The organism is Dactylosporangium sp. NBC_01737 (genome assembly GCF_035963215.1).
In the GTDB taxonomy this organism is placed as follows: domain Bacteria; phylum Actinomycetota; class Actinomycetes; order Mycobacteriales; family Micromonosporaceae; genus Dactylosporangium.
This window is the reverse complement of record NZ_CP109153.1, coordinates 376,333-391,040: the sequence shown is the minus strand read 5'-3', so window position 1 is coordinate 391,040 and position 14,708 is coordinate 376,333. Positions and strand designations below refer to the sequence as shown.

General features: G+C 70.4%; 15 protein-coding genes and 1 riboswitch. Of the genes, 9 read left to right on the top strand and 6 right to left on the bottom strand.

Features of this window, described 5'->3' with window-relative positions; genetic code table 11:
- Positions 1–87 precede the first annotated feature (87 nt).
- Genes OHA72_RS01820 through OHA72_RS01810 form a run of 3 tightly spaced genes read right to left on the bottom strand, consistent with a single transcriptional unit; the run spans position 88 to position 3,337 of the window.
- Positions 88–540 carry a response regulator gene (locus OHA72_RS01820; protein WP_327006128.1) on the bottom strand — a complete coding sequence of 151 codons (453 nt, stop codon included), beginning with the start codon at positions 538–540 and terminating at the stop codon, positions 88–90.
- On the bottom strand, positions 537–2,126 hold the full coding sequence (locus OHA72_RS01815; protein WP_327006127.1) for a sensor histidine kinase: 1,590 nt from the start codon (positions 2,124–2,126) through the stop codon (positions 537–539). The genes OHA72_RS01820 and OHA72_RS01815 overlap by 4 nt, the downstream gene beginning before the upstream one ends.
- Positions 2,123–3,337, bottom strand: coding sequence for a PP2C family protein-serine/threonine phosphatase (locus OHA72_RS01810; protein ID WP_327006126.1), 1,215 nt, complete (start codon positions 3,335–3,337; stop codon positions 2,123–2,125). The genes OHA72_RS01815 and OHA72_RS01810 overlap by 4 nt, the downstream gene beginning before the upstream one ends.
- Before the next feature lie 163 nt (positions 3,338–3,500).
- Between OHA72_RS01810 and OHA72_RS01805 the strand changes: the two genes are divergently transcribed.
- From OHA72_RS01805 to OHA72_RS01795, 3 genes are all read left to right on the top strand, one after another.
- Positions 3,501–5,072 carry a Na+/H+ antiporter gene (locus tag OHA72_RS01805; RefSeq protein WP_327006125.1) on the top strand — a complete coding sequence of 524 codons (1,572 nt, stop codon included), beginning with the start codon at positions 3,501–3,503 and terminating at the stop codon, positions 5,070–5,072.
- Between the two features lie 29 nt (positions 5,073–5,101).
- The gene (locus OHA72_RS01800; protein ID WP_327011412.1) at positions 5,102–5,326 is read left to right on the top strand and encodes a UBP-type zinc finger domain-containing protein; all 225 of its coding nucleotides are present in this window, start codon (positions 5,102–5,104) and stop codon (positions 5,324–5,326) included.
- Positions 5,327–5,497: 171 nt separating this feature from the next.
- Entirely contained in the window at positions 5,498–6,559 is a 1,062-nt protein-coding gene (locus OHA72_RS01795) for a DedA family protein (protein WP_327006124.1), read from the top strand.
- 537 nt (positions 6,560–7,096) lie between these two features.
- On the opposite strand, the gene OHA72_RS01790 is transcribed toward OHA72_RS01795, so the two are convergent.
- From OHA72_RS01790 to OHA72_RS01780, 3 genes are all read right to left on the bottom strand, one after another.
- Complete coding sequence (locus OHA72_RS01790) at positions 7,097–8,197, bottom strand: hypothetical protein (RefSeq protein WP_327006123.1); 1,101 nt, start codon at positions 8,195–8,197, stop codon at positions 7,097–7,099.
- A gap of 538 nt (positions 8,198–8,735) precedes the next feature.
- On the bottom strand, positions 8,736–9,017 hold the full coding sequence (locus tag OHA72_RS01785) for a YiaA/YiaB family inner membrane protein (protein ID WP_327006122.1): 282 nt from the start codon (positions 9,015–9,017) through the stop codon (positions 8,736–8,738).
- A 47-nt stretch (positions 9,018–9,064) separates the two neighbouring features.
- A complete protein-coding gene (locus OHA72_RS01780; RefSeq protein WP_327006121.1) occupies positions 9,065–9,988 on the bottom strand; it encodes an AAA family ATPase in 924 nt (307 codons plus the stop codon).
- A gap of 196 nt (positions 9,989–10,184) precedes the next feature.
- On the opposite strand from OHA72_RS01780, the gene OHA72_RS01775 reads away from it, so the two are divergent.
- The 6 genes from OHA72_RS01775 to OHA72_RS01750 all read left to right on the top strand — a co-directional run bounded on the left by OHA72_RS01775 (position 10,185) and on the right by OHA72_RS01750 (position 14,590).
- Positions 10,185–10,487, top strand: a complete 303-nt coding sequence (locus tag OHA72_RS01775; RefSeq protein WP_327006120.1) for an urease subunit gamma — start codon at positions 10,185–10,187, stop codon at positions 10,485–10,487.
- Positions 10,484–10,792 carry an urease subunit beta gene (locus OHA72_RS01770; RefSeq protein ID WP_327006119.1) on the top strand — a complete coding sequence of 103 codons (309 nt, stop codon included), beginning with the start codon at positions 10,484–10,486 and terminating at the stop codon, positions 10,790–10,792. Before OHA72_RS01775 ends, OHA72_RS01770 begins: the two co-directional genes overlap by 4 nt.
- Positions 10,789–12,498: an urease subunit alpha gene (locus OHA72_RS01765; protein WP_327006118.1), complete on the top strand. Its 1,710-nt coding sequence runs from the start codon at positions 10,789–10,791 to the stop codon at positions 12,496–12,498. The genes OHA72_RS01770 and OHA72_RS01765 overlap by 4 nt, the downstream gene beginning before the upstream one ends.
- Before the next feature lie 5 nt (positions 12,499–12,503).
- Positions 12,504–13,163 carry an urease accessory protein UreF gene (locus OHA72_RS01760; protein ID WP_327006117.1) on the top strand — a complete coding sequence of 220 codons (660 nt, stop codon included), beginning with the start codon at positions 12,504–12,506 and terminating at the stop codon, positions 13,161–13,163.
- Positions 13,153–13,839: an urease accessory protein UreG gene (gene ureG / locus OHA72_RS01755; protein WP_327006116.1), complete on the top strand. Its 687-nt coding sequence runs from the start codon at positions 13,153–13,155 to the stop codon at positions 13,837–13,839. Before OHA72_RS01760 ends, ureG begins: the two co-directional genes overlap by 11 nt.
- Before the next feature lie 7 nt (positions 13,840–13,846).
- Entirely contained in the window at positions 13,847–14,590 is a 744-nt protein-coding gene (locus OHA72_RS01750) for an urease accessory protein UreD (protein WP_327006115.1), read from the top strand.
- Positions 14,576–14,691, top strand: a riboswitch (guanidine-I (ykkC/yxkD leader). It overlaps the preceding gene by 15 nt.
- Positions 14,692–14,708 lie beyond the last annotated feature (17 nt).

Here is a 14,708-nt window from a genome sequence, read left to right as displayed (position 1 = left end):
GCAGACCCGGCCGGTCAGCGGCGCAAAGTTCAGCGGCGCAATAGTTCAACGGCGCAAAGTGCAGCAGTGCTGGAGAAACGGGAAGGCTCACCCTCGCGGGGGAAGCTTCACCACGCTCACGAAGAATTCGTCGATCTGCCGTACCACGGCGATGAAGCTGTCGAAGTCGACCGGCTTCGTCACATAGGCGTTGGCGTGCAGGGAGTAGCTGCGCAGGATGTCCTCGTCGGCGCCCGACGTGGTCAGCACCACGACCGGGATGCGGCGCAGGTCGGGGTCCTCCTTGATGGCCTGGAGGACCTGCCGGCCGTCGACCCGCGGCAGGTTGAGGTCCAGCAGGATCAGGTCGGGGCGCGGCGCGTCCGCGTGCGGCCCCTCCCGGCGCAGGTAGGACAGCGCCTCCTCGCCGTCGGAGACGACGTTGAGCTTGTTGCGGACCTTGTGCTCCTCGAACGCCTCCTGCGTCATCAGCACGTCACCCGGGTCGTCCTCGACCAGGAGCACCTCGATCGGCAGGGACGATTCCCGGGGTGCGGTCATGAAACGGACTCCTCAAGCAAGGGGGCGGCGGCGTCGTCGGCGTCCTCGAGTACAGGCACGGGGAGCGTGAACCGGAACAGCGTACCTTCGGTCTGCGACGGGTCGATCCAGATCCTGCCGCCGTGGTATTCGACGATCTTCTTCGCGATCGCGAGCCCGATGCCTGTCCCCGGGTAGGCGTCCTTCGCGTGCAGCCGCTGGAAGATGACGAAGACCTTGTCGGCGAACTCGGGTTCGATGCCGATCCCGTTGTCCTCCACGCTGATCTCGTACTCGTCGCCGACGCGCTGGCTGTCGATGATGATGCGCGGCGTGCGGTCGGGGTGCCGGAACTTCAGGGCGTTGCCGATCAGGTTGCCGAACAGCGCGCCGAGCAGCGGCTCCTCGCCCCGCACCACGGGCAGCTCGGTGAAGGTGATCTCGGCGCCGGTCGTCTCGCGCTGCGACTCGAACTGCTCTGCGGCGTCGACGACCACCGCGTTCAGGTCGATGTCGTTGAAGCCGCTGGTGAGCCTGCCGATGCGGGAGAAGGCGAGCAGGTCGTTGATCAGCCGTTGCATGCGCTGCGCGCCGTCGACGGCGAAGGCGATGTACTGATCCGCCCGCTCGTCGAGCTGCGCCGCGTACCGCCGCTGCAGTAGCTGGCAGAAGGAGGCGACCTTGCGCAGCGGCTCCTGCAGGTCGTGGGACGCGACGTAGGCGAACTGCTCGAGGTCGCGGTTGGACCTGGTCAGCTCGGCGGCCTGCTGCTCGAGCATCCGGTTGGCCTCCTCGACCAGCCGGCGCGCCTCCACGACGTCCTGCAGCTCGGTGTTGATCCGGCGGCGCATCGTGTCGACGTCGGCGGCCAGGGCCGCCAGCTCCGGGGGACCGCCGCCGGTGATCTCGTGGTCGTAGTTGCCGGCCGCGACGATGCGCACCTCGGCGGCCAGCTCGGTGACCGGCTGCGTCACCAGCCGCCGCAACAGCAGCGCGAGGGCCGTGCCGGCGACGATGATCACGATGCCGGCGAAGACGAGCAGCAGGATCAGCGTGTTGCCGGTGGAGCGGACCTGGGCGGCAACGACGTTGCGCCGGGTGCTCAGCGCGGTGCGCAGCTCGTTGATCCGGTCGGAGGCGGCGGTGTAGACGGCCCTGGAGGTGTCCGTCGGCGTGGCACGCTCCGCGCTCGGCCCGTCACGGCGGGTCTGCGCGATCAGCGGCTCGGTGATCTCCCGCCGGTACCGGGACGTTGCCGCCGCGATGTCGTGGACGGTGGCGAGCAGGTCGGGCTCGTCGGACAGCAGCCGCTCCGAGTCGGCGAGGATCTCCGTCTCCAGCTGCTGGGCGGTCTTGTAGGTGTCGAGGTCGCTCTCCTTGCCGGTCAGCAGGAACGTGCGGGCGCTGGTCTGCTGGCGCAGTAGCTGCGCGTACAGCTGCTCGGTGTTGACCAGCGCCGGCGTGAGCCGGTCCATCACCTTCGTCGTGTCGGCCCGGTTGGCCCCGGCCGTGACGGTGGCGCTCACCGCGATGAGCCCGAGCAGGCCGGCGACCACCGCGCACAGCGCGATGATGCGGCGCCAGAGCGACCACTTGGTGGGATTCATCCCGTACTCCTCGGGTCCAGCAGCAGTACGGCGATGTCATCGGACAGCGGCCCGCCGTTGTGGCCCTCCGCCTGCGCCGCGAGCCAGGCCGGCAGGTCGCGGGGCTGCGCGCGGCCCGGGTCGTTGAGGACCTCGACGATGCCCTCGATGCCCAGGCGCTCCCCGCCGGACGCGTCAGGAGTGGCGGCGCCTTCGATCAGGCCGTCGGTGTACAGCAGCAGCTGCCAGCCCGGCTCGCCGAGGCGCACCTCGGTGGCGGGACGGGGTACACCTGGCATCACGCCGAGCACGAGACCCGGCCGCACGTCGACCGGCTCGACGCGGTCCCCGGCGATCACGATCGGCGGCGGGTGGCCGGCCAGCCGGATCCGGGCGGTGCCCTCGGCCAGGTTGACCGTGGCGACCGCGACGGTGGCGAACAGCTCGTCGGAGCGCCGCTCGCTCACCAGCACCTGCTCCAGGGAGTCCAGGATGTGGTCCTCGGGCACGCCGGCCAGCACCAGGGCCCGCCACGCGACCCGCAGCGCCACCCCGAGCGGGGCCTCGTCCACGCCGTGGCCGCACACGTCGCCGATCAGCAGGTGCAGGTGGGTGCCGTCGGCGCCGATCGCGTCGAAGAAGTCGCCGCCGAGCAGCCCCCGGTCGCGGCCGGGCCGGTAGATGGACCACAGGTCGGCCTCGACCCCGGCCATGATCGGCTTGGGCAGCAGCCCGCGCTCGAGGCGGGCCGACTCCGCCTGCCGCAGCTCCGACTCGCGCAGCAGCCGGGCCTGCTCGTCGGCGCGCTTGCGCTCAACGGCGTATCGCACGGCGCGGGACAGCCCCGTGCCGTCGACCGCACCCTTGACCAGGTAGTCCTGTGCGCCCTCGGCGACCGCTGCGGTGCCCAGGTGCTCGTCCTCCAGGCCGGTGAGCACGCACACCGCGACCCGCCCCGCGTCCTGCAGCACCTGCCGCAGCCCGTCCAGCCCGCTCGCGTCGGGCAGCCCGAGGTCGAGCAGCACGCAGTGCACCTCACGCAGCAGCGGGCGAGCCTCCCGCATCGTCTGCGCGACCTGCACGTCGAACGGCGCGTCCGCCTCCGCGAGCAGTTCCTGGACCAGGAAGGCGTCGCCGGGATCGTCCTCGATGAGCAGCACCCGGATGCGCTCGCCGGTGCGCAGGCCCAGCCGCCGGTTGCGAAGGTCGATCGTCGTGCCGACGTCGGCCATGCTCACACCCCTGCCACGGATGCGGGTAGTTGTCGCGCGGCACACATGGGGACGATCCTTCCCTACCTGACGGCTCGCTGCACGTGCGGGTGCAGTGTCTCAGTCGCAGTGGTCGACGTCACCACACTCCTGTTGCGTCCTACCGCTGGATAGGCTTTCGCGCGTGCACGGGCTCGAGAACATCGTCGGACTGATCGCGGTCGTCGTCGCCACCTCAGTGGTGGCCCGCCGCATCGGTGTGCTGTCACCCATCCTGCTGGTCCTGGTCGGCATCGGGATCTCCTTCATCCCCGGCGTCCTGGAGGTCGAGCTGGACCCGGAGGTGGTGCTGCTCGGCATCCTCCCGCCCATCTTGTACGTGGCAGCGCTGGAGACCTCGGTTCCCGCGTTCCGCTTCAATCTGCGCCCGATCCTGTTGCTCGCGGTCGGACTGGTCCTCTTCACCGCCGCCGCCGTGGGCCTGACGCTGCACATGCTCCTGCCGAAGGTGCCACTCGCGATGTGCTTCGCGCTCGGTGCCGTCGTCGCGCCGCCGGACGCGGTCGCGGCGACCGCGGTCGCCAGGCGCATCGGCCTGCCGCGGCGGATCGTCACCGTCCTGGAGGGCGAGAGCCTCGTCAACGACGCGACCGCGCTCGTCACCCTGCGGGTCGCGGTCGCCGCCGCAGTCGGCGAGGCCGTCGACGCCTGGTCGATCACCCAGGCGGCCACGATCGCGGTCGTCGGTGGCGTCGGCATCGGCGTCGTCGGCGGCATTGTTCTGGGCTACATACACAAGCGCATCGAGAACCCGCTCATCGACAACGCGATGTCGCTGCTCACCCCCTGGCTCGTCTTCCTGCCGGCGGAGCGGATCCACGCGTCCGGCGTCGTCGCGGTCGTCGTCTGCGGGCTCGCCCTCGGCCACAGGATGCCGACCCTGATGTCCGCCGCATCGCGGCTGCAGATGGACGCTTTCTGGCGAATGGTGAAGTTCCTGCTCGAAGGGGCGGTCTTCCTCCTCGTCGGCCTGCAGATCCGGGCGCTCATCGAGCAGGTGGAGCAGCGGTCGTTCTGGTTCGTCATGGGCTGCCTCGGCGCGGTCGTCGGCGTCGTGATCGTCACCCGGATCGTGTGGCTGTTCCCCACGGTGTACCTCGCCCGGCTCATCCCACGTGTCCGCCGCCGCGATCCCGCCCCGGCGTCCGCCGCGGCCGCCGTCATCTCCTGGGCGGGTATGCGGGGTGCGGTCACTCTCGCGGCCGCGCTGTCCCTGCCGGCGAGCATCCAGGCGGACGACTATCCGCGCGGGCTGTTCGTGATCCTGGCCTTCGGTGTGATCGTGGCGACGCTGGTCCTGCAGGGCGCCACCCTGCCGACCGTCGCCCGCTGGCTGAAGGTGCCCGGCGACGACGAGAAGGAGGACGCGCTCGCGGAGGCGTCGGTGCAGCACGAGGCGAGCCGCGCCGGCAAGGCCCGCCTGGAGGAGGTCGCCGAGGACGCGCCCGACGGCGTGGTCGAGCGGCTGCGGCAGGTCGCGCTCAGCCGCTCCAACCTTGCCTGGGAGCGCCTCGGCCGGTCCGACCGGGAAACGCCGTCCGCCGCGTACGCCCGCCTGCGACGCGAGATGCTGAACGCCGAACGGGAGGTCTTCCGGAGCGCCCGCGACACCGGCAAGATCCCTGAGGAGACGCTGCGCCAGGCGCAGCGGGACATGGACCTGGAAGAGTCACTGCTGGAGCGAGGAGATCTGTGACCTGCGCGCACATCGAAGCGGCGGAGAAGATGGACGCCCCCGACGTCGAGGGATGTCCGGAATGCATCGCCATGGGCTTCTCCGACTGGGTCCACCTGCGACAGTGCCTCACCTGCGGACATGTCGCGTGCTGCGACTCCTCCCCGCGCAGGCACGCCACCCAGCACTTCCTCACCACCCACCACCCGGTCATGCAGTCGATCGAGCCCGGCGAGTTCTGGCGCTGGTGTTACCTGGACGAGACCATCGGCTGACCTAACCGTGACGTCCTACCTGCGGGTATGCGTGTTCTCAGCGGTTTCTAAGGAGACGCCGGACACAATCATCTCCAGTTGGGCATGGAGTCGGGTGCATTCGTGTTGCCATGGTCAACGGGGAATGGTCGACTGACAACGGGGTAGGGGGCGGACCATGGTGAGCGGGACATGGTAGACGCGGTCATGGACCTGGTGGCGGCGCCCGGGGTTCTTTATGCCACGATCCTGATCCTCCTCACCGTCGACGCGTTCATCCCGGTCGTCCCCGCGCAGGCCCTGATGATCGGCGGCGGCATCCTGTCCACCACCGGCCACGTCGAGCTGCTGCTCCTCGTCGCCGCGGGTGCCCTCGGCGCGGTCTCCGGCGACCTGCTCGCCTTCCTGCTCGGCCGCCGTCTGGCCCGCCGCGACGCCGACACCCCGCAGCGCCTCACCCGCCGCCGCAAGCCCCGGGCGATCACGCTGCGCCTCAACGAAGCCATGCGCAAGCACATCTTCCTGGCCGTGCTCCTGTGCCGCTTCGTGCCCGCGGGCCGCATGATCACCGCGATCTACGCCGGCCGCAACGGCGTGTCGACCCGCCGCTTCTTCACGTATGACGTGGTCGCCGCCACGCTCTGGGCCTCCTACGGCGCACTGCTCGGCCACTTCGGCGGCGAGGCGATCGCCGACTCGTCGTGGCTGCCGCTGACCCTGGTCGCCGCGGCCGCACTGCTCTTCCTGGCCGGCGCCCCGCTGCTCGGCCTGGCCGGCCGGCTGCGCAAGCGCGCCGCTCTCGCCGCCGCCGCCCAGCCGGCCGTCGCCGTCGCGTTCGCCTCCGAGCCCGCGCCGGGCATGGGGTCTGTTGCGGCGGGTTCCGGGATGAGCGCGGCCTCCGCAGTCGGCGCGGTTTCCGCGGTCGGCGTGGGGTCTGCGGCGGTCGAGGACGCGAAGGCCGGCCGCCCGACGGAGGGCGCGTTCAACGGCCGCCGCCTGTCGGGGCGGTCCATCGTCGGGGCGGGTCTCGCTTCGAAGATCGGCCTGGTCGCCAGGGTGATGCGGGTGGCCGGGAGCATGCCGGTCGTCGCCACGGCCCCGCAACCGGCCCGCCGCCGCTGCCGCCGCACCGCGATGGAGACCCTCGCCGCCGCCGAGCCGATGGCCGCGATCGAGGTGCTCGTCGCCGCCGAGGCCGTCGCCGCCGCAGAGTCGGTCGTCGTCCAGGTCAACGGCCTCCAGAACGCCAGCTGACCAGGTCTTCGTCCAGGTCAACGGCCTCCAGAACGCCAGCTGACCAGGTCTTCGTCCAGGTCAACGGCCTGCAGAACAACAGCTGACCAGGTCATCGTCCAGGTCAACGGTCCCGCAGAGCGCCGGCTGACCGCTCCACCCCTGCCGTCCCGGGGGAACCTTCTCCCCGTGCGGGCGCCGGCTTCCTCGCTGTGACGCGTGGCGCCCCACGCCCGCCGTGGCGCGACGGTCTCCAGGCGCCCCGCCCCCGCAGACGTCTCCAACGCGCCCCGCTCGCAACCGCTTCCCGCGCTCACGGAAATCGACTGGGCCCGGGGCGCCACCGAAGTTCCGCGATCACTGTGGCAAGCGTGCGCCGCAGCACCCTGGGCGTGACGCGATTCCCGCGCGGTCGGTGGCAGACCGCTTTCCGTGATCACGGTGAGGGGGCCGGGGAGCGCGAAAAGGAGCGCGAAAGGGAGCGCGAAAGGGAGCGCGAAAAGGTAGGGGCGCGGTGCCGAGATCGGCGCCGCGCCCCTACCTGATGGTCCCGCTACGTCACATGTTGATCTGCTGGCCGCTGTCGTTCCAGGTGTTGTTGCTCCACGAGGGGAGCTGCGACGCCTGGAAGGCCTGGGTGCCGTAGTAGCCGCCCTTGGGCCAGAAGCCACCGCCCGACTGGCGCATGAACTTGTTGTTCGTGACCTTGCCGTTGGTGATCTTGTAGTTGGCGTCGTACCAGTAGAACGAGTAGCCGCCGCCGTTCATCAGGTTGCTGTCGACGATGACGTCGCTGATCGAACCGATGTCGGCCTTGAGCAGGATGCACGACGTCTGGGTGTGCTGGTTCTCCAGGCGGTTGTGCAGGATCCGGATGTAGACGGCGTTCGTCGACTGGATGACGTCGTTGTGCTGGGCGGAGCCGGTGCCGCCCGGGTCGTGCAGCCAGGAGTCCTGGACCGTGCCGCGACCGTCGATGCGCAGGATGTCGCCGGAGCCGTGGGCGTTGACCCGCAGGAGGGTGAAGCCGGTCCGGCCGATGAGGGCGATGCCACCGGTCGAGGCGTCCTTGAGCTGGCCGTCGATCTCGGTGTCCTCGATGCGCAGGTTCGCGTTGTCGTCGGTGGACGTGACGGCCTGGACGTTGGCCACGCGGATCCGGCTGTTGCGGATCGTCACGTTCTTGGCCTTGATCTCGATATGGCCGTTGATGTCCTTGCCGTCGATGACCGTGCCGGCGACCGTGATGGTCATCGGGCCGGTGTACGGCGTCAGCGTCACCTTCTTGCGGGTGTCGCCGGCCAGGCCCTGCGGGTAGCCGGTGTTGTGCGCGGCCGGGTAGCCGGCGACCGTGTAGGTCGGCGGCACGCCTCCGCCGTTACCACCGGGCGCGGGCGGCTTGGTGCTCGTCGAGGCGCTCTTGGACGGCGAGGCCGACGCGGAGGCCGACGCGGAGGCGACCGGCGAGACGCTGGTCGAGGCGGACGGCTTGCCGCTGACGGGACTGGCCGTCGGGCGGGGAGCCGAGCCGGTCTCCGTCGGGTTCTTGCAGGCGCTCAGGGCGCCGCCGGCGAGCAGCGCCGCGGCGACGATGCCCACACTCGTGCGGCGTAACGCGCTGCGGGTCACGGGGGTCGAAGAGTTGTCTTGCATGTTCATGTACGGGGAATCCTCCCGGATCAGTCGACATCCGTCAGTCGACGCGGCCTCAGGCCTGTCGGAGCTTTTCGGCGTGAATGCTCGGTTGGTGATTCCGCTCCTTACTATCGACTGCAAATGTCCTGCGAGAAACCGGGCGCGATTCATTCTCGGCAATGCCGTCAAGATCGGCGCACGGTATGTCACCCGCAACCTTGCGTAACTGTTTTCCGGTCGAAGCATGCCACGGTTCGCCGGGTGAGTGAAACCCTCCGGCGTGCCGTCGTGGTTACCTTTAGCATTCTTAAGTCGTGCCTAAGAAATAGCACGACTGGAAAGCGGCACGATAGCCCCGGATCGGGCATATCGGCGCGCGCCGAGAGTGGTCTAGATCACTCGATCGAGCGCGACGGACATAACGCTGTGTTCAAGGTCGCTGCGTTGCGCTGAACCATACAGCCAGATAGCCGTCTGGCCTAGTCATGGCGGGTGTGACGTAGCCGATCTTCCATACGACAACGCCCGGGGAGCGCTCCCGGGCGTCACAAACAGGGCGAAATCACGCGCGGTACGGGTCGTGATCGGTGAGCAGCTTGTCGAGGCGGGCCTGGCCGACCCGCTGAACCACCGCCGTGGACTCCTGGTGGTCCCGGACGCACTTGGCAAGGGTGAACGCCGACGTGACGGTGTAGAGCAGGCCGATGCCGAGAAAGGCCCGCATCCACTGGTTGACCGGCAGATAGGCGATGCCGATACCGAGGCCGACCACCGCGACCCCGAATGAGACCGCGGACTGCAGGAAGAATGCGGTGGTGGTCTTCGAGGGCACTGGTGTTGTCATGCCATGAGTCTCGGCAGCGCCGGGAAGAAAGGCCTGAGTAGGCCTACTCAACTCAGGGCGGGTACCGGAAGCTCGATCTTATGGGCCCGCTGCCACGCGTCGACGACCTGCTCGGTGACGTGCACCCGGAAGTAGTCGTTGGCGCTCAGCCGGCCGGTGACCTGCTCCTCGCCCTCGGCCAGGAGGCTCGCCGGGACGAGCCGGAACTCGTTCTGCACGGCGGCGCTGAGCCGGCGGTGGCCGTCGATGACGTAGTAGTCCGGGCCGCAGTGCCCGATCGTCAACGGCTCCAGGGACTTCGGCCCCGCGTCGCCGACCTCGTCCACGAACGCGCGATCGGCCGGATCGGCGGCACGCGTCGGGTAGATCCGCATCGGGTCGAGCAGCAGCAGCGGCGGGCGCTCGCGGAGGATGTCGCCGCCCAGGCGGCCCTCGAACGCGTCCACGATCATCGCGACGATGTCGTCGGGCCGGGCGCGGGTGCTGTCGCAGACCAGGTCGTAGTTGCGCAGGCGGAGCTTGTCGGCGCCGTAGCGGGTCAGGAAGCGCACCCGCTCGCTCTCGCTGCGGCCGTGCAGCCGCTCCTTGGCCTCCTCGAGCGTCGCATACCGCTCGACCTCGCTGTGCGGGCGGGCCAGGACGCGGCGGGCGGCCTCGTTGGGCTCGGTGATGAGGTGCACCTTGAACGCGTCGTGGAAGAAGAACCACGCCAGGCGGCTGTCGACGATGAGCTGCTCGCCGGACTTGGCGATGTTGCTCTGCAGCTCGTCGACCGCGCTGTCGATCGCGTCGTCGAGCTCCGCGTGGAGGTTGAGCTGCAGCGCGGTCATGCCGCGTTCCTCGGCCATCTGCCGGTACATGTCACCGACGCTGATGCGACGCAGTGCGAGCCGGCTGGAGAGCTCCACGGAAACGGTGCTCTTGCCACTGCCGAGGTCGCCGTTGATGACGACGGACCGGTGATTGCTCATGCGCAACTCTCTAGGTAGACCCGCGGGGCAGTCCAGGTCAGGAGCCTAACACGGCGAAGTTGCCCCCAAAGAAGGACGCCTGGAACCGCATGATGAATGGAATTCAAGAAAGCAACGGGAAACAGAGAGAATGGCGTGTAATGCTGGGGAAACATCCGCCTGGCAGCATCGCGCGAAGAACACCAGGAGGTCGTCGTTGTTCCTGACCCGCCACGAGCAGGAGCGCCTGCTGATCCACGTCGCCGCCGACGTGGCGCAACGCCGCAAGGATCGCGGCCTGAAGCTGAACTACCCGGAGTCGGTCGCCATCATCACGGCGTTCCTGCTGGAAGGCGCCCGCGACGGGCGCACGGTGGTCGACCTGATGGAGGCCGGCCGGCACGTGCTCGGCCGTGACGACGTGCTGGAGGGGGTGCCCGAGATGCTCGCGGAGGTGCAGGTGGAGGCCACGTTCCCGGACGGCACCAAGCTGGTGACCGTCCACCACCCGATCCCATGATCCCCGGCGAGATCTTCCCGGGCGACGGCCCGGTGGTCATCAACGCCGGTCGGCCCGAGCTGACGCTGACCGTCGACAACACCGGCGACCGGCCGGTGCAGGTCGGCTCGCACTACCACTTCGCCGAGGCCAACGACGCGCTGTCCTTCGACCGCGAGGCCGCCTGGGGGCACCGCCTCGGTGTCCCCGCGGGCACCTCGGTCCGCTTCGAGCCGGGCGTTTCGCGTGAGGTCGTGCTGGTGCCCCTCGCCGGCAACCGCATCGTGCCCGGGTTGCGCCACAAAGAAGGCGGAGGAGCCTTGTGACCGAGATCGACCGCCGGCGCTACGCCAACCTGTACGGACCCACCACCGGCGACCGGATCCGGCTCGCCGACACCGACCTGCTGATCCAGATCGAGCGCGACGACTGCGCCGGCGGTGACGAGGCGGTCTTCGGCGGCGGCAAGGTGATCCGCGAGTCGATGGGCCAGTCCCGCGCGACCCGCGCCGAGGGCACCCCCGACACCGTGATCACCGGCGCGGTCATCCTCGACCACTGGGGCATCGTCAAGGCCGACGTCGGCATCCGCGACGGCCGGATCGTCGGCATCGGCCGGGCCGGCAACCCCGACATCATGGACGGCGTCGACCCCGCGCTGGTCATCGGCCCGTCCACGGAGATCGTCGCCGGCAACGGCAGGATCCTGACGGCCGGCGCCATCGACTGCCACGTCCACCTGATCGCGCCGCTGATCCTGGAGGAGGCCCTGGCCAGCGGCATCACCACGATCGTCGGCGGCGGCACCGGGCCGGCCGAGGGCAGCAAGGCCACCACCGTGACGCCGGGCGCCTGGCATCTGGCGCGGATGTTCGAGGCCCTCGACCCGTGGCCGGTCAACGTGCTGCTGCTCGGCAAGGGCAACACCGTGTCGGAGCCGGCGATGTGGGAGCAGCTGCGCGCCGGCGCCGGCGGCTTCAAGCTGCACGAGGACTGGGGCACGACGCCCGCCGCGATCGACGCGTGCCTGCGGGTCGCGGACGCGTCGGGGGTGCAGGTCAACATCCACACCGACACGCTCAACGAGGCGGGCTTCGTCGAGGAGACCCTGCGGGCGATCGGCGGCCGGTCGATCCACGCCTATCACACGGAGGGGGCCGGCGGCGGGCACGCACCCGACATCATCACCGTCGCGTCGCACCCGAACGTGCTGCCGTCCTCGACGAACCCGACCCGGCCGTACACCCGCAACACCCTCAGCGAACATCTCGACATGCTCATCGTCTGCCACCATCTCAACCCGAGCGTGCCGGAGGACCTGGCGTTCGCCGAGAGCCGGATCCGGCCCTCGACGATGGCGGCCGAGGACCTGCTGCACGACCTGGGCGCGATCTCGATCATCGGCTCGGACTCCCAGGCGATGGGCCGGGTCGGCGAGGTCGTGCTGCGCACCTGGCAGACGGCGCACGTCATGAAGCGGCGCCGGGGGTCGCTGCCGGGCGACGGCGCGGCCGACAACGAGCGGGTCAAGCGCTACGTCGCGAAATACACCATCTGCCCCGCGGTCGCGACCGGCATCGCCGACGAGGTCGGCTCGGTCGCGGTGGGCAAGCTCGCCGACCTGGTGCTGTGGGATCCGGCGTTCTTCGGGGTACGCCCACACGCCGTCATCAAGGGCGGCGCGATCGCGTGGGGCGCGATGGGCGACGCCAACGCCTCCATCCCCACGCCGCAGCCGATCCTGTCCCGGCCGATGTTCGGCGCCTACGGCAACGCGGCACCGGCGACCAGCCTCGCGTTCGTCGCGCAGGCGGCCCTGGACGACGGGCTCGCCGACCGGCTCGGGCTCAAGCGGCGCCTCGCCGCCGTCGCCGACACCCGCGGCACGGGCAAGGCCGACATGCCGGGCAACGACGCGTTGCCGCGGATCGAGGTGGAGCCCGACACGTTCACCGTCCGCATCGACGGCGAGGTCGTCGAGCCCGACCCGGTCACCGAGCTGCCGATGGCCCAGCGGTACTTCCTCTTTTAATGGGCATGAACACGCAACTGCTCCTCCTTGCCGACGGCCGCTTCCCGTCCGGGGGCCACGCGCACTCGGGCGGGCTGGAGGTGGCCGTGGTCCGGGAGCGGGTCCGCGACCTCGCCGAACTGCGTGGGTTCCTGGTCGGGCGGCTGTACACCGCGGGCCTGGTCGGGGCGGCCTTCACCGCCGCGGCGTGCGCGAGGCCGGAGGCGATGGACGAGCTGGAGGACGAGCTCGACGCCCGGACCCCGTCGCCGGCGCTGCGCCTCGCGTCGCGAAGGCAGGGCCGGTCACTGTGCCGGGCCGCCGCCGTGGTGTGGCCCGGGCCGCACGTGTCGGCGGCCGTCGCGCACCGGGGCGGCCTGCACCAGCCGGTGGCGTTCGGCGTGGTCGCGGAAGCGGCCGGGTGCACACCGTCGGAGAGCGCGACGATCAGCGCCTACCATGCTGTCTCGGGTCCGGCGAGCGCCGCGATCCGGCTGCTGGGGCTGGACCCCTACCAGGTGCACGGTCTCCTGGCCGAGCTGGGCGGCGACATCGACCAGGTCGCGGCGACAGCCACCGAATCCGCGCGTGGTCCCGCGGCGGACCTCCCGGCGGCGTCGTGGCCGCTGCTGGACGTGTCCGCCGAGGACCACGCCTCATGGGAGGTACGACTCTTTGCATCCTGACGATCACACCCACGGCCTGGACGAGACCCCACACACCCACCCGCACCCGGACGTCGATCCGCACGCGGCGCTGCCGGCGGGGAAGCGGGCCGTGCGCATCGGCATCGGCGGGCCGGTCGGCTCCGGCAAGACCGCCCTGGTCGCGGCGCTGTGCCGGGCGATGTCCGCGGACCTGCGCCTCGCCGTGGTCACCAACGACATCTACACCACCGAGGACGCCGACTTCCTGCTGCGCAACGGCGTCCTGCCGGCCGAACGGATCCGCGCGGTGGAGACCGGCTGCTGCCCGCACACCGCGATCCGCGACGACATCTCCGCCAACCTCGACGCCATCGAGGAACTGGAGGACAGCCTCGGCCCGCTCGACGTGATCCTCGTGGAGAGCGGCGGCGACAACCTGACCGCCACGTTCAGCAAGGGACTCATCGACCGGCAGATCTTCGTCGTCGACGTGGCCGGCGGCGACAAGGTGCCCCGCAAGGGCGGGCCCGGCGTCACCGCCGCCGACCTGCTCGTCATCAACAAGACCGACCTCGCCCCGCTCGTCGGCGCCGACCTCGGCGTGATGGAGCGCGACGCGGCCGCCCGGCGCGGCACCCTGCCGACGGTGTTCCTGTCGCTGGTGGAGGACCCGGCCGCCAAGCCCGTCCAGGAGTGGGTCCGGAGCCTCGTGTGATGGCCACATGAAGGCAACAGCGCGGGTCGTCGCCGAGCTCGACCACGGCCGCACCGCGCTGCGGGTGCTCAAGGGCGAGGCGCCGCTGCTGCCGCGCCGGACGGGACCGAACGAGGTCCACTTCGTCGGCGGCGCGGCCGCCCCGCTCGGCGGGGACGAGCTCACCATGGAGATCGAGGTCGGCCCCGGCGCTGACCTGGTGGTGCGCACGGTCGCGGCGAGCATCGCCCTGCCCGGCCGGTTCGGCGAGGAGTCGCTGCTCTCGGTCAGCGTCAGCGTCGCCGAGGGTGGGCGGCTGCTCTGGCTGCCCGAGCCGCTCATCGCCGCCGCCCGCTGCCGGCACACCACAGTGTCCACAGTGGACCTGGACGGGACGGCCGAGCTGATCTGGCGCGAGGAGCTGGTCTGCGGGCGGCACGGGGAGACACCCGGCGACGTCACACTGTCCACCGTGCTGCGGCGCGACAAGCGCCCCCTGTACCGCAGCGACGTGAGCGTGCGGAGCCTGGGCGGCGCGCGGGTGCTCGCGACCGTGGTGAGCACGCACGGGCACCCGCCGGCGGCGACGCCCATGAGCGCGGTGATGACCTTGGCCAAGGGCGGGACCGTGGCCACCGTGCTCGGCCGGGATCTCACCGAGACCCGCCGGATCACCGATGCGCTGGTTACATCACCGCAACGGACGGGCAAAGCGGCAGTAACCCCGCAGGCGTCTACTGCCATCGACTCACCACTGGTGAGGCGCGCCTAGGGTTCCGCGCCGGGCGAACCGGCGGCTGGTCCGAGAGGTGCAGGCGCCCTGTGACACGACAGGAACGGGGCGTTCCACGGCGGGACAAAAGCCCGGGAGACAGCCGTCGCAGTCCGGC